This window comes from Streptococcus sanguinis (assembly GCA_013378335.1).
Lineage (GTDB): Bacteria > Bacillota > Bacilli > Lactobacillales > Streptococcaceae > Streptococcus > Streptococcus sanguinis_I.
In genome coordinates, this window is the sequence record CP040556.1 from 1,091,402 (window position 1) to 1,109,856 (window position 18,455).

General features: G+C 42.3%; 15 protein-coding genes, 2 pseudogenes and 1 CRISPR repeat array. Of the genes and pseudogenes, 13 read left to right on the top strand and 4 right to left on the bottom strand.

The window, feature by feature from the left end; genetic code table 11:
- Positions 1-26 precede the first annotated feature (26 nt).
- Positions 27-764, top strand: a complete 738-nt coding sequence (locus FFV08_05825) for an alpha/beta hydrolase (GenBank protein ID QLB52188.1) — start codon at positions 27-29, stop codon at positions 762-764.
- 281 nt (positions 765-1,045) lie between these two features.
- On the opposite strand, the pseudogene FFV08_05830 reads toward FFV08_05825, so the two are convergent.
- From FFV08_05830 to mnmE, 4 genes and pseudogenes are all read right to left on the bottom strand, one after another.
- Positions 1,046-1,294, bottom strand: a pseudogene (locus tag FFV08_05830) (hypothetical protein).
- Positions 1,295-1,342: 48 nt separating this feature from the next.
- Positions 1,343-2,448, bottom strand: a protein-coding gene (locus FFV08_05835; protein QLB52189.1) for an IS3 family transposase whose coding sequence is annotated in 2 segments (ribosomal slippage) — positions 1,343-2,172 and positions 2,172-2,448 — 1,107 coding nt in all. Because the reading frame shifts where the segments join, the coding sequence is not laid out codon by codon here.
- Between the two features lie 69 nt (positions 2,449-2,517).
- Positions 2,518-2,802: pseudogene (locus FFV08_05840) on the bottom strand (hypothetical protein).
- A 140-nt stretch (positions 2,803-2,942) separates the two neighbouring features.
- Positions 2,943-4,316 (bottom strand): tRNA uridine-5-carboxymethylaminomethyl(34) synthesis GTPase MnmE, encoded by a 1,374-nt coding sequence (mnmE, locus tag FFV08_05845; protein QLB52190.1) that lies wholly within the window; start codon positions 4,314-4,316, stop codon positions 2,943-2,945.
- 177 nt (positions 4,317-4,493) lie between these two features.
- On the opposite strand from mnmE, the gene rpiA reads away from it, so the two are divergent.
- The 12 genes from rpiA to csm3 all read left to right on the top strand — a co-directional run bounded on the left by rpiA (position 4,494) and on the right by csm3 (position 18,452).
- Positions 4,494-5,171: a ribose-5-phosphate isomerase RpiA gene (gene rpiA, locus FFV08_05850; GenBank protein QLB52191.1), complete on the top strand. Its 678-nt coding sequence runs from the start codon at positions 4,494-4,496 to the stop codon at positions 5,169-5,171.
- Positions 5,172-5,184: 13 nt separating this feature from the next.
- A complete protein-coding gene (locus tag FFV08_05855) occupies positions 5,185-6,396 on the top strand; it encodes a phosphopentomutase (GenBank protein QLB52192.1) in 1,212 nt (403 codons plus the stop codon).
- A 29-nt stretch (positions 6,397-6,425) separates the two neighbouring features.
- A complete protein-coding gene (locus FFV08_05860; protein QLB52193.1) occupies positions 6,426-7,238 on the top strand; it encodes a purine-nucleoside phosphorylase in 813 nt (270 codons plus the stop codon).
- Between the two features lie 287 nt (positions 7,239-7,525).
- Positions 7,526-8,239 (top strand): purine-nucleoside phosphorylase, encoded by a 714-nt coding sequence (deoD, locus tag FFV08_05865; protein ID QLB52194.1) that lies wholly within the window; start codon positions 7,526-7,528, stop codon positions 8,237-8,239.
- Positions 8,236-8,997, top strand: a complete 762-nt coding sequence (locus FFV08_05870) for a hypothetical protein (protein ID QLB52195.1) — start codon at positions 8,236-8,238, stop codon at positions 8,995-8,997. Before deoD ends, FFV08_05870 begins: the two co-directional genes overlap by 4 nt.
- A gap of 11 nt (positions 8,998-9,008) precedes the next feature.
- A complete protein-coding gene (locus tag FFV08_05875) occupies positions 9,009-9,746 on the top strand; it encodes an NAD-dependent protein deacylase (GenBank protein QLB52196.1) in 738 nt (245 codons plus the stop codon).
- Between the two features lie 113 nt (positions 9,747-9,859).
- The gene (cas1, locus tag FFV08_05880; GenBank protein QLB52197.1) at positions 9,860-10,861 is read left to right on the top strand and encodes a CRISPR-associated endonuclease Cas1; all 1,002 of its coding nucleotides are present in this window, start codon (positions 9,860-9,862) and stop codon (positions 10,859-10,861) included.
- The gene (cas2, locus tag FFV08_05885; GenBank protein ID QLB52198.1) at positions 10,858-11,190 is read left to right on the top strand and encodes a CRISPR-associated endonuclease Cas2; all 333 of its coding nucleotides are present in this window, start codon (positions 10,858-10,860) and stop codon (positions 11,188-11,190) included. Before cas1 ends, cas2 begins: the two co-directional genes overlap by 4 nt.
- Before the next feature lie 103 nt (positions 11,191-11,293).
- A CRISPR array of direct repeats spans positions 11,294-12,498; the repeat unit is 37 nt; unit sequence GTAAGAAACCCCAGTCTCCTCGAGAGGGGACGGAAAC.
- Positions 12,499-14,221: 1,723 nt separating this feature from the next.
- A complete protein-coding gene (gene cas6, locus FFV08_05890) occupies positions 14,222-14,956 on the top strand; it encodes a CRISPR-associated endoribonuclease Cas6 (GenBank protein QLB52199.1) in 735 nt (244 codons plus the stop codon).
- Positions 14,937-17,234, top strand: coding sequence for a type III-A CRISPR-associated protein Cas10/Csm1 (cas10, locus tag FFV08_05895; protein QLB52200.1), 2,298 nt, complete (start codon positions 14,937-14,939; stop codon positions 17,232-17,234). The genes cas6 and cas10 overlap by 20 nt, the downstream gene beginning before the upstream one ends.
- Positions 17,215-17,745, top strand: coding sequence for a type III-A CRISPR-associated protein Csm2 (gene csm2, locus FFV08_05900; GenBank protein ID QLB53277.1), 531 nt, complete (start codon positions 17,215-17,217; stop codon positions 17,743-17,745). The genes cas10 and csm2 overlap by 20 nt, the downstream gene beginning before the upstream one ends.
- On the top strand, positions 17,742-18,452 hold the full coding sequence (csm3, locus tag FFV08_05905) for a type III-A CRISPR-associated RAMP protein Csm3 (GenBank protein ID QLB52201.1): 711 nt from the start codon (positions 17,742-17,744) through the stop codon (positions 18,450-18,452). Before csm2 ends, csm3 begins: the two co-directional genes overlap by 4 nt.
- Positions 18,453-18,455: the final 3 nt, after the last annotated feature.

An 18,455-nucleotide genomic window follows, 5' to 3' on the forward strand; every position in this document is an offset into this window, starting at 1 on the left:
TAAAAGCCTGTCTAAGGCTTTTTTCAATACTCTCAGGAGGAAAAGAGATAGTTTTTTGCTTTATTGGTGGTCTGGGATGCAATCTTTATTATCCGCAAGACTTTTTCACTGCTTTAGGTCTTCCATTTCTATATCTGGATTTATATGGCCAAGAAATTCGCCGACCGATTGAGCTGGAGCAGTGGTTTGCTCGGCAAGTTGATTTGAACGAAGATGTGACCCTGCTTGCCCATTCCATTGGGGCTGATTTTGCAGTTTATTTGGCTTCTGTCTTTCCTTCTGTTAAGAAGTTAATTCTACTGGATGGTGGCTACTTAAACCTAGACAAAATCTGTAATCTGGAAGAAGAGATGGGAGATGCTCTTGCCTATTTGGAGCAGACTTCCTATAGCAGTATTGAGGAAGCTATTTCCTTGGAGCACGATGAAGCAAGATATTGGTCGGAGAATTGCGCTAAAGCTGTCAAAACTAATCTAATCTTTGATGAGAAGACCCAGGTCTGGAAGCTGCGAATTTCTCAGCAAATAGTGACAAACTTGCTGACATTGAGACGACTTGTCTACGGCTGTTTATCTAAGCTCAGTGACCGTCAAATCTATTTATTTATTCCTCAGCAAGGTGAATCTGATCCGAATTGGAAAGTTCAGGCATTGAAGGAATTACCTGATTATGTTCAGTTAATGGAAGTTGAAGATTGCGGACACAATATCTATGGAGACAATCCTTTGGGGCTGGCTAAGATGGTAAGGTCTGTTTTAGATTGAGAGTTAGAATACTCTTTTTCATTTAAAACGATAATTAATGACTTTAAAGAATGAAATATTGCATTTGAAAAGAGTCTGGGACAAAAAGATTTCAATTTTTAAAAATCTTAATTATTAGGCCCTTCAGATCTATAATTAAATGCGAAAAACGAACAAAGCAGAATTCTGATTACCAGAAAACTAGTTTTGTTCGCTTTTTATATTTGAGGTTGGACTTTTGTCCCAAACTCTTGTTCTCTATTTCCCAAAGCAAAGTTAGTTAGGGATGCTTCATTTTTACTCTAGTTGTTTGATGATTTGGCTTTTTCTATAATCGCGTCAATATCGGCAGTGCCAGAAACTCCAAATTTTGCATAAACGTCATTAACTGGACCAGGATCAACATCAATGCTATTGATATTTCTACCTTCTGATGTGATAGACATATATTGTCCATCAGTTCTAATCATTACCCAAAGGCCTTGCGAAGCGAATAGATAGCCATCATCTTTCTTCACGACTTTACCGATTTCAGGAAAAGTGATAAAAGCACTGAAAAGGCAACACTTTTCTATACAAAATTTATAAAGTGTTTTTTGTTAAGTGCTGATTCGCTTAGCGATTGGGGTTTGATAGTTAAGACTGCTGTGAATGCGATGATGATTCCACCAGTAAACGTAGTCCTTTGTTTTAAGGGTTAGTTCTTTCAGCGAATGGAAGGTTTCTTGGTTGACAAACTCGAGTTTGAAGGCACGGTAAGTACTCTCAGAAACGGCGTTGTCATAGGGACAAGCTGCTTGACTTAGAGACCGAGCGATGCCAAATGCCTCTAGCATCTCATCAATCAGCTGGTTATCAAACTCCTTACCACGGTCAGAATGGAACAGCTTGACTTTGGTAAGCGCGTAAGGAATGCTTTGAATGGCTTGTTTGACGAGCTCTGCAGTCTTATGCCACCCAACTGACAGACCAATAATTTCACGGTTGAAGAGGTCAATGATCAAACAAACATAAGCCCAACGATTTCCAACACGGACGTAGGTCAAATCTGTTACAATTGCTTCAAGTGGCTTTTCTTGGTCAAATTGTCGAGCCAATAGGTTTGGAATAGGTGCTTCATTTTTCCCTTTAGAATTCGATTTGAAGGCAGCCTTCTGGTAGACGGATACGAGATTCAATCGCTTCATGATGCGACGAATCCGCCGACGAGACAAGATAATCCCTTCGTTTTCCAGACATTTCTTGAGTTTTCTAGCACCATATCTAGACTTGCTCTCACGGAAAATGGTTTTAATCATTTCTTCAAGCTCTGCCTCAGACTTTGGTTCTATGGCTTTGTAGTAATAGCTAGCACGAGGGATGTTCAAGCAATGACACATGGCTGAAATGCAATATTTATCCTTATTAGCAGTGATTACTTCCCTTTTTGTGCCATAATCACTGCCGCTTGCTTTAAGATATCTAATTGCATTTCAAGCTCTTTATTTTGCTTCCTAAGAGCAATGAGCTCACGTTGTTCATCAGTGAGATTATCAACAGACTTAAAGGAACCAGTCGTTCTTGCCTGTTTGACCCACTTATCAAAGGTAGAGGGTGTTAAATCATATTCTTTGATAAGCTCACTTCGTTTCATACCAGCATTATGAAGATCAACGATTTGTTGTTTGAAGTCATCTGTGAAGTGACGGCGAGTTTTTCTAGACATATTGTTCTCCTCTTTTCTTTAGTGTAGAACACTTTATAAAATCTGTCTAGTTTAGTGTAACCGATTCACACCTTCGGAAGTAATAGAAACTTCCTTGCCATCTACTATAGTAGAGCTTGAGCTGCTGTTAGTGCTTGGAATGCTGCTAGAGTCAGAAGATGAACTGGATGACGAAGAGCTATCAGATTTACTAGATGATTTAGAACTGACCTTACTGCTAGAGGATGATTTTTTGGAAGTTTTAGCCTTATCACTTGATTGAGCTGGCTTCTTTGATTGAGATTGGGCACAAGCAGCCAAACTTAATAGACTAGCTGCTAGTAAGAATACTTGAAAGTTTTTTTTATGGAGAATCTCCTTTTTGATATGATAGAATTATTTTATATGAATTTGAAGATTTTAGCAATAGTTTTATTAGAGGGCAGTGGAACTTGATAGAACTAAGGAAAGTAGAACAAATGTAAGTTTGGAAATGACAGGTATTTATTGTTTCTCTATTTCCCCAAGCAAAATTGACTGAAGAGTTGGGTGATGAGTTCGTCTGGTGCCGCATCGCCGGTGATTTCGCCGAGGATTTCCCAGGTTCGGGTCATATCGACTTGGAGAAGATCTACCGGCATACCCATTTCCAAGCCTTGGTTGACGGCTTGCAGACTTTCCAGGGCTTTTTCAATCAAGGAGATATGACGGGCGTTGGACAGGTAGGTGGCATCTTGCTCAACGATACCAGCATTTTCAAAGAAGAGCTGATTGATGCCTTCTTCAATTTTATCGATATTTTGATTGTGAAGGACAGAAATCTTGATGACATCAGTTGGCAGCTGATCCAGCTCAATCTTTTCTTCAAGGTCAGTCTTGTTAAGCAGGACGATGCGATTGCTGTCTTGGCTGATTTCAAGCAATTGTCTGTCCTGGTCTGTCAGGGGCTCGCTGGCATTGAGAACCAAGAGAACCAAGTCAGCTTCCTGCAGGGCTTTTTTAGAGCGCTCAACTCCAATCTGCTCTACAAGGTCATCGGTTTCTCGAATTCCTGCAGTATCGATGAGCTTGAGCGGCACGCCCTTGATATTAACATACTCCTCGATCACATCACGAGTCGTCCCCTCAATATCGGTCACAATGGCCTTGTCCTCGCGCAGGAGATTGTTGAGCAGGCTGGACTTGCCAACATTAGGCCGTCCGATGATAGCAGTGGAAATACCTTCACGTAAAATTTTTCCTCGTCGTGCAGTATTGAGGAGATTACTCAGCAGAGTCTCGAACTCAGCTGTTTTTTCTCGCATCAGCTGGGTCGTCATCTCTTCCACGTCGTCGTACTCAGGATAGTCGATATTGACCTCCACCTGCGCCAGTGTGTTGAGGATTTCCTGACGGGTATTGTTGATAAGGTTGGAGAGAGAACCATCCAGCTGCTTGACAGCATTGTTCATAGCTTTATCAGTTTTGGCGCGGATGATGTCCATAACAGCCTCAGCCTGAGTCAAATCTACGCGCCCATTGAGAAAGGCCCGCTTGGTAAACTCACCAGGCTCAGCCATTCTAGCGCCCTCGCGGATAGCTAGCTGTAGGATTTCATTCGTGACCGCAATTCCACCGTGGGTATTTATCTCGATGATATCCTCGCGCGTGAAGGTCTTGGGAGAGCGCATGGCACCAAGCATGACCTCGTCTAGAATTTCCTGATTTTGTGGGTCAACGATATGGCCGTAGTTGAGCGTGTGGCTTTCTACTTCGCTCAGATTTTTCCCTTTGAAGATTTTTTGGGCAATAGCAAAGCTGTCAGTCCCGCTTAGTCTGACGATGCCAATGGCCCCTTCGCCAAGAGGCGTAGAAATGGCAGCGATGGTATCAAATTCTCTGGTAATCATACTGTATTTTTCCTTGTGTTTTAAAATCAATTACCCTAATTGTAACGCAAAAATCAAGGAGGAGCAAGGCTTTCGATTATCAAGCGGGAGGAATGAAATTTAGGTATGGCAAAGAAAACACTTTCATAACAGGGGGAATCATGATATAATAAAAGTAGTGTGATTTGAGGAGGTGCTATGGAAAATCTAAAAAAACTGGCAGGTATCAAGGCTGCTGAATTTGTCCAAAACGGGATGATTGTCGGTCTCGGGACGGGTTCAACTGCCTACTATTTTGTCGAGGAGATTGGACGGCGTGTCAAGGAGGAAGGACTGCAGATAACAGCTGTCACGACTTCCAGTGTCACTAGCAAACAGGCGGAAGGATTAGGTATTCCGCTCAAATCCATTGATGAAGTTGACTTTGTTGATGTGACAGTTGATGGAGCTGATGAGGTAGATTCAGCCTTTAACGGTATCAAGGGCGGTGGCGGCGCACTTCTCATGGAGAAAGTCGTAGCGGTGCCTACCAAGCACTATATCTGGGTAGTCGATGAAAGCAAGATGGTAGACAAGCTAGGTGCCTTCAAGCTGCCAGTAGAAGTTGTTCAGTATGGTGCTGAGCAGCTCTTTCGTCGCTTTGAGCGTGCGGGCTATAAGCCTGCCTTTCGTGAGAAAGATGGCCAACGCTTTGTTACAGACATGCAGAATTTCATTATCGACTTAGATTTAGGTGTGATTGAAAATCCAGTCGAGTTTGCGCAAGAACTAGATCATGTAGTGGGCGTAGTGGAGCATGGACTGTTTAATCAAATGGTAGACAAGGTCATTGTTGCTGGAAAATCAGGTCTTCAAGTTTTAGAGGCCAATAAATAGAAAGAGGTATTTTATGCCAAAATTTAATCGTATTCACTTGGTAGTCATGGACTCAGTTGGTATCGGTGCTGCACCAGATGCTAATAACTTTGTCAATGCAGGAGTACCAGATGGTGCTTCAGATACTCTAGGACATATTTCCAAAACGGTAGGGCTGAATGTACCAAACATGGCTAAGATTGGTCTGGGAAATATCGAGCGTCCTGTTCCTTTGAAGACAGTTCCTCAAGAAGAAAATCCTAGCGGCTACTATACCAAACTGGAAGAAGTATCTCTTGGAAAAGACACGATGACAGGGCACTGGGAAATCATGGGTCTCAATATTACTGAGCCTTTTGATACTTTCTGGAATGGCTTCCCAGAAGAAATCCTGACTCAGATTGAAGAGTTTTCTGGTCGCAAGGTCATTCGCGAGGCTAACAAACCATACTCTGGTACAGCAGTTATTGATGACTTTGGTCCTCGTCAGATGGAAACAGGCGAGCTGATTATCTACACCTCTGCTGACCCAGTATTGCAAATTGCAGCACACGAAGAAGTGATTCCTTTGGAAGAACTCTATCGCATCTGTGAATTCGCCCGCTCTATTACCTTGGAACGGCCTGCGCTTCTGGGACGTATTATCGCTCGTCCTTATGTAGGTGAGCCTGGCAACTTCACTCGTACAGCCAACCGTCACGACTATGCCGTTTCTCCGTTTAATCCAACTGTACTTGATAAGCTCAATGAAGCTGGAATTGATACTTATTCTGTTGGTAAGATTAATGACATCTTCAATGGCGCTGGAATTAACCATGACATGGGACACAATAAGTCTAACAATCATGGTGTAGATACTTTGGTCAAAGCTCTCAAAGACGAGAATTTCAAAGAAGGTTTCTCATTTACCAACCTAGTAGACTTTGATGCTCTTTATGGTCACCGCCGTGATCCACATGGCTACCGTGACTGCCTAGAAGAGTTTGATGCACGCATCCCAGAAATCATTGAAAACATGCGTGAAGATGATCTGCTCATGATTACTGCTGACCATGGTAATGACCCGACCTATGCTGGAACTGACCACACTCGTGAGTACATTCCGCTCTTGGTCTTCGGAAAATCGCTGAGCGGTCATGGTCACATTCCTGTTGGACACTTTGCGGATATCTCAGCTACCGTTGCTGAAAACTTCGGAGTGGACAAGGCGATGATTGGTGAAAGCTTCTTGGACAAATTGGTATAAGCATAATAAGAGAGTGAGGAAAATGTTTTATGACAAGCTTATCAGAAAAAATCAAAGCAACAGCAGCCTTCTTAAAAGAAAAAGGGATGACAGAGCCTGAATTTGGTCTGATCTTGGGATCTGGTTTGGGAGAATTGGCTGAAGAGATCGAAAATACCGTTAGTCTTGACTATGCGGATATTCCAAACTGGGGTCGCTCAACTGTTGTTGGTCACGCTGGTAAATTAGTCTATGGAGACTTGGCAGGACGTAAAGTCTTGGCACTGCAAGGCCGCTTCCACTTCTATGAAGGAAATCCTTTAGAAATCGTTACTTTCCCAGTGCGTGTGATGAAGGCTCTTGGTGCGACAGGTGTTATTGTGACAAATGCAGCTGGTGGTATCGGCTATGGCCCTGGTACGCTTATGGCGATCACTGACCATATCAATATGACTGGCCAAAATCCTTTGATTGGTGAAAACTTGGATGAATTTGGTCCACGTTTCCCTGATATGTCTAAATCTTACACTCCAGAATATCGTGCAACTGCTCATCAAGTCGCTGATAAGCTTGGCATTAAGCTTGATGACGGTGTCTATATTGGTGTTACCGGTCCGACTTACGAAACGCCTGCAGAAATCCGTGCTTATAAGACGCTCGGAGCAGATGCAGTCGGCATGTCTACTGTTCCTGAAGTGATTGTAGCAGCACATTCTGGTTTGAAAGTCCTTGGCATATCATGCATTACAAACTTTGCTGCTGGGTTCCAAGAAGAGCTTAATCATGAGGAAGTGGTTGAAGTAACAGAACGTGTCAAAGGTGATTTTAAACGACTGCTTAAAGAAACACTTGCTGAATTGTAAAAAAATGTTGAAAGGCGGAGTGTCTGGGTTTGTAATTGAATCCAAAACAGCTTTTCTATCTATGCTGATAAAATCATTAAACTAGAGAAAGGTAGAGTGAGTTGTTCAGATTTGAACACGAGAGGAAAACTATCTTTCAAATAAACACAGAAAGGAAGGGCGTCTGAGTCTGAATTGAACTCGGGCTAGAGGCGGTGCAAAAAAGATAAATCTACCTAGATGCAGTCGCATCTTCGTTCGATTTCCTATTTTTGCTTTGCCTCTTTTAAGCCCTTAGTATCATAACTATGTCTATTCATATTTCTGCTAAGCCAGGTGAAATTGCTGATAAAATCCTTCTTCCTGGTGATCCGCTTCGGGCCAAATTTATTGCGGAGAATTTCCTAGAAGATGCTGTTTGTTTCAATGAAGTCCGTAATATGTTCGGCTACACAGGTACTTACAAAGGCGAGCGTGTTTCTGTTATGGGGACAGGGATGGGAATGCCCTCAATCTCTATCTACGCGCGTGAGCTGATTGTTGATTACGGTGTGAAAAAGCTGATACGTGTCGGAACAGCTGGCTCGTTAAATGCTGATGTCCATGTCCGTGAATTAGTACTGGCGCAAGCAGCTGCAACTAACTCCAATATCATCCGCAATGACTGGCCACAGTATGATTTCCCACAAATCGCTAGCTTTGATTTACTAGATAAGGCCTATCATATCGCTAAAGATCTCGGTATGACGACGCACGTTGGAAACGTCTTGTCGTCTGATGTCTTTTACTCAAACTACTTTGAAAAGAATATTGAGCTTGGTAAATGGGGAGTTAAAGCTGTTGAAATGGAAGCTGCGGCACTTTATTATCTGGCTGCTCAGCACCATGTAGATGCTCTTGCGATTATGACCATTTCTGACAGCTTGGTCAATCCTGAAGAGGATACGACAGCAGAAGAACGCCAAAATACCTTTACCGATATGATGAAGGTTGGTTTGGAAACCTTGATTGCAGAAGCATGAAAGTAGATGTCAAAGAAGCTATTCTCTTTGCTATTTCCCGCTATGACTATGCTTATGCGTATAAGCTGGCTGAGCGAGCAGGAAGCAGTGTCCAGTCTGACTTGGTCCGTCTTCTTGAGGCTTTAGCGGAGCGAAGAGAGCTCAACATCCAATCTATGATGAATCTAAAGTTGGAAATCACTGGGTCTAACCTAGCTGATTTTCAGCTTTTTTGCCATGAAAATGAAGCGGATGAACAGCTGGTTAATTACCTTTATGATCTGGAAGCCAAGCTTAGAAATGAGCAGCTGATTGACTTTATCCGGGCTGTCAGTCCAGCTATTTATAGGATTTTTATGCGGTTGATTCGCATGCAAATACCGGATATTGACTGCTATATTCATAATTCACGAGGGGCCAGTTATGACCGTTGGAAGTTTGAAAAGATGCGAAATTCTGATAATCCTGACCTGCAAAATTTTCATGCGGAAAGCACGGTCAATTCTTCTAGTTTGACGGAGCTGATTTTGCAGTTGCATTTGCCCGAATCTGTCAAAGAATCAGCACAGCAGCTAAGAGAGTTAGAAAAGTCAGTCCGCAATCCGTTGGCTCATCTTATCAAGCCTTTTGATGAGGAGGAGTTGCACAGGACGACAGGTTTCTCATCTCAGCACTTTATGGAGCTTCTGATTGATTTGGTGCAGGAGACAGGCATAGTTTATCAGAGGGAACCCTTTTACTTCGACCGAGCGAATGCGGTCATAGAAAGTCTCTTATAAGGAGTAGCAGGATGGATAAGATTGCAAGGTTGCAAGAATTGATAGACCAAAGTCAGAATATCGTCTTTTTTGGAGGTGCGGGTGTTTCGACTGAGTCCAATATTCCGGACTTTCGCAGTTCAGATGGAATTTACAGTGTCAAGTTGGGACGGCATTTTACAGCGGAGCAGCTGGTTTCTCACACTATGTTTGAGCGCTATCCGCAGGAGTTTTTTGACTTTTACAAGAAGTACCTGCTCTATCCAGAAGCTAAGCCCAATGCAGCACATCTCTACTTGGCGGACTTAGAGAAAGCGGGCAAGCTCAAGGCTGTGGTGACTCAAAATATCGATAGCTTGCATGAAATGGCCGGTTCGAAAAAGGTTCTCAAGCTTCATGGCAGTGCGGATAGAAATTATTGTCTGAATTGTCAGCGATTCTATGATTTGGATGGTTTTCTGGCTCTGGACGGTACCATTCCTCACTGCCTTGACTGTGGTGGTATTGTCAAGCCAGATGTGACTCTCTATGAAGAACCTCTAGATATGGAAGTTTTCCAGCAGGCTGCCCAAGCTATCCAGCAAGCAGATCTACTGATAATCGGCGGTACGTCCTTAGTCGTCCATCCAGCAGCCAGCCTCATCCAGTACTTTGCAGGTAAGCATTTGGTCGTCATCAATAAGACCAGCATCCCTCAAGACAGCCAGGCAGATCTAGTTATTGAAGGTAAAATAGGGGAAGTGCTGGGGAAATTGAGAAGAGATAGCTAGAATCTACTACTAAAAAATAAGAAAAAAAGACTCTTGTAGATTTTGCAAGGGTTTTTATTGACAACTTAAAATAGCCATATTAAAATATTAAATAAAAAAGAAAGTGTTTTAATATGGCTGATTTGTATATTCAGAACTCTTCATACAGCTTATCAATTAGTGATCATAAGTTAATGATAAAGAACCAAGAACGAACTATGCTCAAGGCTATTTCATTAAGTCTAATTGATAACATTCTCATATTTGGCAATCCTCAGTTATCTACACAATTACTGAAATCTTTATCTCGCCATGGGATTCCAGTCTTCTATTTTTCTAGTAAGGGTGAGTTTTTATTTTCGATGGATTCTTTTAAGGAAGCGGACTATGAAAAGCAGAGAGAGCAGGCTCAGGCTTCTTTTGATAAATGTTTCTGTCTGAAGATGTCACAGAGAATAGCTTCGGCAAAAATCATGAATCAATTAAATCTGCTAAAAGCATACGATGAGCAAGGGCTATTTGACGAAGAGGACTTTAAACGTTTTAAATCTGCTTGTGAGAGCCTTAAATCTGCCAAAAGCATATCAGAAATTATGGGGATTGAAGGCAGAATTGCAAAATCTTATTTCTACTATCTAAATCTACTGGTAGAAGAAGATTTTCAGTTTTATAGTCGCAATAGGAGGCCATCCTTAGATCGTTTTAATGCGCTGCTAAATTTTGGGTATTCAATTTTGTATTCCTGTTTTATTGGTTTGATTCGGAAAAATGGTCTTAGTGCAGGCTTTGGCGTTACCCATCAGCCACATACCCATCATGCAGTACTAGCCAGCGACCTAATGGAAGAGTGGCGGCCAGTCATCGTAGATGATACTGTGATGAGTCTGATTAAGCATGGTGATATTAGGGGGGAGCATTTTGAGAAGATGGGGGATGAAATGCATTTGACTTCGGAAGGGATTGAAGTATTTTCTCGAGCTATGAGGGAGCGCATCTTAGAAATCCATCATTATGTCGAATTGGATAAGAATCGCTACACTTTTTTGTACACGGCAGATCAGCAAATCAAGTCTTTGATTCGATGTTTTAAGTCAAGGAATGCTGACGACTATATCAGCAGTTATACGGGAGAGTGAAGATGACTTTTTATAATCTTGATAGTGTCAGCAAGGAATTTGCCAGGAAGAAAACAAAGTTTTGTCTGGTTATTTATGATATCGTAAGTAATAAAAGGCGTTTAAAACTAGCCAAGCTTTTAGAAGGCTATGGTACAAGGGTTCAGCGTTCTTGCTTCGAGGTCGATATAGAAAAGCTGAATTTTGATCTTTTGATAAAAGATATAAGAGACTTTTATCAAGCCGATGAAGGAGACAATATCATCGTATATGTCGGGCATAAAGAAGAAACTGTAGTCTTTAATCCCTATGCTGGCGCTGAGTTGCTGGAAGAGATATTATTCTTTTAATCTTTAAATTTTGCTGGCTTCATGGTATAATAAGGATAAGTTTCAACTGGGATGTCAAACTAGATCTAGTAGTTTGACATGAAGACCCTATACAAGATATGGGGTAAGAAACCCCAGTCTCCTCGAGAGGGGACGGAAACGGATTGAGTTTTCGTCATACTCATAAAAGACCATTTCGTAAGAAACCCCAGTCTCCTCGAGAGGGGACGGAAACGAACAAATTAAGGACGTTTTAGGTGAACGACTTTAGTAAGAAACCCCAGTCTCCTCGAGAGGGGACGGAAACACGTTATCGATTTTCTCATCACTACGCATCTTGGTAAGAAACCCCAGTCTCCTCGAGAGGGGACGGAAACCTTTTCCTTGTTTCTCTTCAACAACTGGTTGTTGTGTAAGAAACCCCAGTTTCCTCGAGAGGGGACGGAAACCAAAGCGACTAACCGCAATGCTATATAGCTTTTCCGCGTAAGAACCCCTATTCCCCTCGTAAGGGTACGGAAACGAAATCCCTGTTAACTTGCTCACATCTTTATCAGTATAGTAAAAATCTCCATTCACCTCGCAAGGGGGCGGAAACGCTTTATTAAATTCGATTAGTGCTTATTTACTTGCTGTAATACCCCCCATTTACCTCGCGAAGGGACGGAAACTTTAAAAGATGGCCTGCTTCCTGTCTGCTCTTCTCGGTAAGAACCCCCAGTCACCTCGAGAGGGAACGGAAACTCAGTTGTTGCCAGGATATTCGCTAACGAAGAGTACTTGTTAGAACTCGCATTCACCTCGGGAGGGGGCGGAAACGTCTTGCGATTAAATTGTAATTTAGACGTATATCTCGTAAGACACCCCCATTCACGTTGGTAGGGTACGGAAACTTCAACAATACACCCGATATATTTATCTTGATTTTGTTAGAAACCCCAGTCACCTCGGGAGGGGACGGAAACAAGGAGATTATGAAACATCGCTCGTCTAGTAACGGTTAGAACCTCCAGTCTGCCCGAGAGGGAACGGAAACTTTCGTAATGTAATAGATTGGTTATGAAATGTTATGTTAGAACCCCCATTCACCTCGCGAGGGTACGGAAACTTGTTAGAGATAGCTAGTACTTTTGTCATGTGTAAGTAATACCCCCCATTCACCTCGAGAGGGTACGGAAACTAAATATTGCCCTCGATTGTTTGGTTAGGAAGAAAGTAAGAACCCCAGTGTCACCTCGGTAGGGGACGGAAACTCTGCATCTGCTGCATCTTTTGTTCGTGGTTGCAAACGGTAAGACCCCCAGTCACCTCGAGGGGGATGGAAACAAGGAGATTATGAAACATCGCTCGTCTAGTAACGGTTAGAACCTCCAATCTGCCCGAGAGGGAACGGAAACCTGCTGTAAACGTACCAATGTTCTTGGTCATATCAGTAAGAAACTCCAATCACCTCGAAAGGGGGCGGAAACATAACAATTGCCTCTGTAGGCATCCCTGAACCATCAAGTTAGAACCCCCATTCAGCTCGGGAGGGTACGGAAACTTCTTCTCCCAAATAACTATCTTTTAGTTTCAAGCGATGTAAGAAACCCCAGTTACCTCGAAAGGGGACGGAAACGCAACATTGTATAAATGTTTTCCAATGTGATTTCAGTAAGACCCCCCAGTCACCCCGAGAGGGGACGGAAACATAGAGGGTGCTGGATTTCCTGCAAGGATGAACCAGATGTAAGAACCCCCATTCACCTCGGGAGGGGACGGAAACCGAAATTTCTTTCAACCTTTCAATAAACGGGATTCTGTAAGAAACCCCAGTCGCCTCGAGAGGGGGCGGAAACCTTTCAGCTTGTGCCTGGTATTTGTAAATCTCCAGAAGCAATAACCCCCAATCACCTTGAGAGGGTACGGAAACGAGCTAAAAACATCAGTTCTAACCACCTTCCTCTGTAAGAAGCCCCATTCACCTCGCGAGGGGACGAAAACAGATTTCTAACCGTATCAATCTTTGGTCTTTCAACGTAAGAAGCCTCAGTCACGTCGATTGGGGACGGAAACTAGTTGCCTATAATCGTTGTATTCTCCGCTAGTAATTGTAAGCCCCCCCATTCACCTCGAGAGGGTACGGAAACATTATGTTGACCGGCACTGTCGCTTGTGTAGCACAGAGTAAGACACCTCAGTCACCTTGCGAGGGTACGGAAACCTGTCATAAGTTACCTTCTTTCTAATTTCACAACTGACGTTAGAACCCCTAGTCACCTCGCGAGGGGACGGAAACTGAAAGAACACTGGTAAAACCTCAACGATTTTTGTAAGAACCCCCAGTCTCCTCGAGAGGGGGCGGAAACTCTGTATCATGTCGCATTGATTGTCCTTCATTTCGTAAGCCCCCATTCACCTCGGGAGGGTACGGAAACTTAGGTCACAAGCTTCTTTGATGTGCTTTGTAGTCTGTAAGAACCCCATTCAGCTCGCGAGGGTACGGAAACTCGAATTCCGCAGGCATGCCTGCATCGTATGCTTTCGTAAGAAACCCCAGTCTCCTCGAGAGGGGACGGGAACTGAATTTTGAGTATTACTAGTAATCATAATTTTCCTTGTAAAAACCCCATTCACCTCGGGAGGGGACGGAAACGCCGTAGTTCGACCGATAAGTTGTACATTATTCAGTTAAGAACCCCAGTCACCTCGCGAGGGTACGGAAGCGCTTTCCTGTAATTGATACGAGCAACCCAATGGACGGTAAGAAGCCCCAGTCACCTCGCGAGGGACGGAAACTCCGCATAGTAGCCTGTAATGGTTGAGCCATAAGCTCCGTAAGAACCCCCAGTCTCCTCGCGAGGGGACTGCAAACTGGGGGAATTATGATGCGATTTTTAAAATAGGATTAGATATTTAAAATAAGAAAAACCTTGACATCGCTTTCAAGATTTGATATAATAACAATCGTAAAAACAGTACTGATAATAACTAAAAAGGGCGCCCTAGATTCGGTGAAAAATACTTTCACCGTTTTTAGGCGCTTTTTCTTATTATAGAAAGGAATGGAAATGTGAAGAAAATACGATTGCATCTTTCAAAGGTATCTTTGAAGGATGATGACTTAGTCTGTAAACTGCAGGGCTTTCTCATGGAGAAGCTGTCGGATGACTTTGCCTCCTTCCTCCATCAGCAAGAGACCAATCCCTACTCGATGAATCTTCGCTCGGAGCGGGAAGAGTCTATTTGGACGGTAAACTTACTTTCGGAAGAAGCGGAGCAGCAGATATTGCCCCAGTTATTGAGTCTTGAAACGATAAAATTAGAGACTTATTCTGAGGAGATTCTGGTGAAGAATATCGAGATCCAGTCCCTTTCGTCCCAGTCCTTGCTGGAGGTTTTTCAGGGAGATGAGGCTTCGCACTTGATAAGCTTGCACTTCTATACTCCGACGACCTTTAAACGTCAGGGGCAGTTTGTCCTTTTTCCAGATACACGTCTAATCTTTCAGAGCCTCATGCAGAAGTACAGCCGGCTGGTAGAAGGCAAAGCAGAGATAGAGGAGGAAACTCTGGAGTTTTTAGCAGAGCATAGCCAAATCACCAGTTATCGTCTGAAGAGTCATTATTTCCCGATTCATGGACGAAAATACCCCGCCTTTGAGGGCAGGGTAACTATTCGGATCCAGGGAGCATCTACCTTAAAGGCCTATGCCCAGATGCTTCTGAGATTCGGGGAATATTCTGGAGTCGGAGCTAAATGCAGCTTAGGAATGGGAGGGATGAGAATTGAAGAAAGAAAAACTTGATTTAATCCATGCGGCCTTGCTTCACAATCTTGGCCGAGTTGTTAGTCGCTCGAACGGTCAGCCCGATGATATAGATTTGGGAAAAGCATGGTTAAAAGAGCAACTGCCCCATCTTAATTTTGGTGGGGATAGCAGAACAGAAAAAATAATCACTTTGGCCAGTCATATTGCCAGTGGCTCATTGGATGAAAACAAAGTTTCAAAAGAGAAGCTTTTCAAACCTCTGGCTGATATCTTTAACGCCTTCAAAAAGAAAGAGGAGTCTCGTTATCAGAAGTTTGAAGTCTTAACAGATGAGATTGAGCTCAATATTGCCGGCCACGAAGCTGTTGATATTAGTCAGGACTGCTATGAAGAACTACTGAATGTTTTGAATGAAAAACTGCAACAACTTCCCTTAGAGGAAGAAAGCTTGCCTTCCTTTTTCAATCTTTGGAGGACTTTGTTTTCGAAAGTACCTCTACTTCCTGGAGACAAGGAGCTGGGAGATCTCTCTTTGGCAGAGCATAGCCGATTAACAGTTGCTTTTGCTACTGCGATTTTTGATTATCTGGAAAATCAAGGTCAAGATTCTCTGCTGGATGATTCATCGAATCTCTATACAGCATCTGCTTTCTTACTAGCTAGTTTTGATTTGTCAGGTATCCAGGACTTTATCTACAATATCGCCAGCAAAGGGGCTGCTAAGCAACTCAAGGCTCGTAGTCTTTATCTGGAATTTATGAGTGAGAATATTGTGGATAGTCTCTTGGAGAAGTTGGCACTATCACGCGCTAATGCCCTTTATATTGGCGGTGGCCATGCCTATTTCGTTTTACCCAATACAGAAGCAACAGTGGCAGTTTTGGAGCAGTTTGAAATGGAATTTAACAGTTTCCTCCTGAAGCATTTTCAGACGGGTCTCTATGTTGCTTTTGGTTGGGCACCATTTGCTGCAGAGCAGATTATGAAATACCGTTATGGCTCGGTTGCTTGTTATCTACAGCACTATCGCGAGATCTACCAAGAGACTAGTCGGATGATTTCTGAAAAGAAAATCTCTCGCTACGATGCAACTACCCTGCGAGAGCTTAATAAGGGTGGTAAACAGTCTGAACGAGAGTGTGAAATTTGCCATGCAGTTGGGGATATTGAGGTGCTGCGGATAGGTGGCGAGGATGTACAAAATCTTTGTCCTATTTGTCGTGAGCTTAGAGGATTTGCTGCTAAAATTCATACTTTTAACGACACTGAAAATCCTGAAAGGGAAGACTATTATTATTTTCAAATTGTAGAGGGAGAAGAAGGACTGCCGATTGGCCCTGGAGCTGTATTGCTGGCTGTGGATGAAGATGATATTCCCACTTCAGGTCGTTTATATGTGAAAAATAAATTTTCTACGAACAATGCTGCTATTCATGTCTATATCGGAGATCATCAGGCAGCGAATATCGAAGATTATGCTGGTCTGTCTCAAAAAGAAATCGAAGGAAGTGAGGGAGTGACTAGGGGAATTAAGCGGCTGGCTGTTTTGCGTTTGGATGTAGACAATCTAGGTGCAGCTTTTATGGCTGGATTTTCTGAGCAAGCAGCTGGAAGTTATAATACTCTTGCTCGCTCTGCTGTATTTTCTCAGCAGATGAGTCTGTTCTTTAAATTTCATATTAATCAATTTGCAAAGGATAAGAATTTGACGATCATCTATGCAGGTGGTGATGATGTGTTTGCGATTGGCAGCTGGCAGGATGTTATAGATTTTGCGGTAGATATTAGGCAGAAATTTATTGCTTTTACAAATGGGAAATTGACCTTATCTGCAGGTGTTGGGCTTTATCCAGACAAAACTCCGATTCATCTGATGGCTTTGGATGCTGGACAACTTGAAGAGGCTGCCAAGTCCAATGGCAAAGATAGCATTTCTCTTTTCAATGAACGGTACACTTTCACGTTTGATGACTTTATTGATGAGATTTACAAAGGGAAATTGAAGGATATTCGGAAATATTTCTCTGGGCAGAAGGAGCGGGGTATCAATTTTCTCTATCGCTTGGTCGAACTTTTGCAACTTAATGATAAAACGATGTATAAGGGATATGGGCCGGAAGATGATAGAAGGATGAATGTTGCCCGCTTGGCTTATCTATTGGCGCGAATGGAAGATGAAGCTGGCAAAGAGGGGAAGGAGCACTTCAGAGAATTTAAAGATGCTTTTTGGAATTGGTACAAGAGCAGCAGTAAAACACAGAGAGAAGCAGAGTTCGCTCTCGTCTACTATCTATATGAAATTAGAAAGGCATAAAATGATGGCACCGTACGAAAAAAATAGAAACAACCAAACTAACGGCAGAAATCAATTTCAAAACAATCGTAGTAAAGGTAGTTATAGTAGTCAAAGTAATGGACAAAAAAATTTCAAGCTTCACCCGCCTATTTTGACGGATGATTATGTTGATAAAGCTGACCTAGTTATTCATACTTTAGATTCCGATAAAAAACAACTAAATAACGGTAAGAAAAAATTCAAGTTAACCAGTACACAAATTCGTAATTTAGCAGCCTTGACCAGCAATCTTTTTGACGAAAGTAAGACAAAAAATGATATTGAGGAATTAAGAGAAAAAATTTCCTATTTGAGGATTCAGTTTGTTTACCAATCTGGAAGAGAACCAGCTGTAGAAGATTTTGTTAAAAAAGCAGGTTTATTAGAAGCGTTGAAAGAAATTCAAGATATACCTAGTTTGCAACGCTTCTGTCGGTATATGGAAGCTTTGATTGCATATTTTAAATTTAATGGAGGAAGAGAGCAATGACCTATTCAAAAGTAAAAATTTCAGGAATTATTGAGCTGAAAAGCGGACTTCATATTGGGACAAGTAATGCTTTCGCAGCTATTGGTGCTACCAATAATCCTATTATAAAAGATCCCCTTACGAATCTTCCCTATATTCCTGGATCCACTTTAAAAGGAAAAATGCGCAGCTTACTTTATCGGACAGACTATAATAGCAACACAACAGAGAAGTTAAGTAAAGATAGTTTGGAAATTAGCCGTCTCTTCGGAAATTCAGAAACTTATAAAATTGGCCGCTTGGTTTTTCGAGATGCCTTTCTAAACAACAAAGAAGAGCTAGGTAAAAGAGTATCTACTTACACAGAAGTTAAGTTTGAAAATACAATCAATCGCATTACAGCTGAAGCAACTCCTCGACAAGTTGAGCGAGCTATTCGTGAAAGTGAATTTGCTTTTGAGATTATCTATTCTATTCAGGAGAAAGAACTCACTGAGGTCGAAAAGGATATGGAAATTCTCAAAGCTGGTTTTGAATTGTTAGAATGGGATTACTTAGGCGGTTCTGGCAGTCGTGGCTATGGTAAAGTGTGTTTTAAAAACTTTGAGGTTAAGACTGTCTTTGGTGAATTTGATGAGTTTAGGATTAAAAAAGCCCTGAAACCATTTACTAATGATGAGTCCGATGGTGGAGGAAGTACAGAGATCCCAGATTCAGAAATTAAGTAAGGA

Coding starts and splice junctions, on each gene's coding strand:
- mnmE (QLB52190.1), bottom strand. CDS start 4,316: ATGATTACCAGAGAATTTGATACCATCGCTGCCATTTCTACGCCTCTT.
- rpiA (QLB52191.1), top strand. CDS start 4,494: ATGGAAAATCTAAAAAAACTGGCAGGTATCAAGGCTGCTGAATTTGTC.
- FFV08_05855 (QLB52192.1), top strand. CDS start 5,185: ATGCCAAAATTTAATCGTATTCACTTGGTAGTCATGGACTCAGTTGGT.
- FFV08_05860 (QLB52193.1), top strand. CDS start 6,426: ATGACAAGCTTATCAGAAAAAATCAAAGCAACAGCAGCCTTCTTAAAA.
- deoD (QLB52194.1), top strand. CDS start 7,526: ATGTCTATTCATATTTCTGCTAAGCCAGGTGAAATTGCTGATAAAATC.
- FFV08_05870 (QLB52195.1), top strand. CDS start 8,236: ATGAAAGTAGATGTCAAAGAAGCTATTCTCTTTGCTATTTCCCGCTAT.
- FFV08_05875 (QLB52196.1), top strand. CDS start 9,009: ATGGATAAGATTGCAAGGTTGCAAGAATTGATAGACCAAAGTCAGAAT.
- cas1 (QLB52197.1), top strand. CDS start 9,860: ATGGCTGATTTGTATATTCAGAACTCTTCATACAGCTTATCAATTAGT.
- csm2 (QLB53277.1), top strand. CDS start 17,215: ATGAAATTAGAAAGGCATAAAATGATGGCACCGTACGAAAAAAATAGA.
- csm3 (QLB52201.1), top strand. CDS start 17,742: ATGACCTATTCAAAAGTAAAAATTTCAGGAATTATTGAGCTGAAAAGC.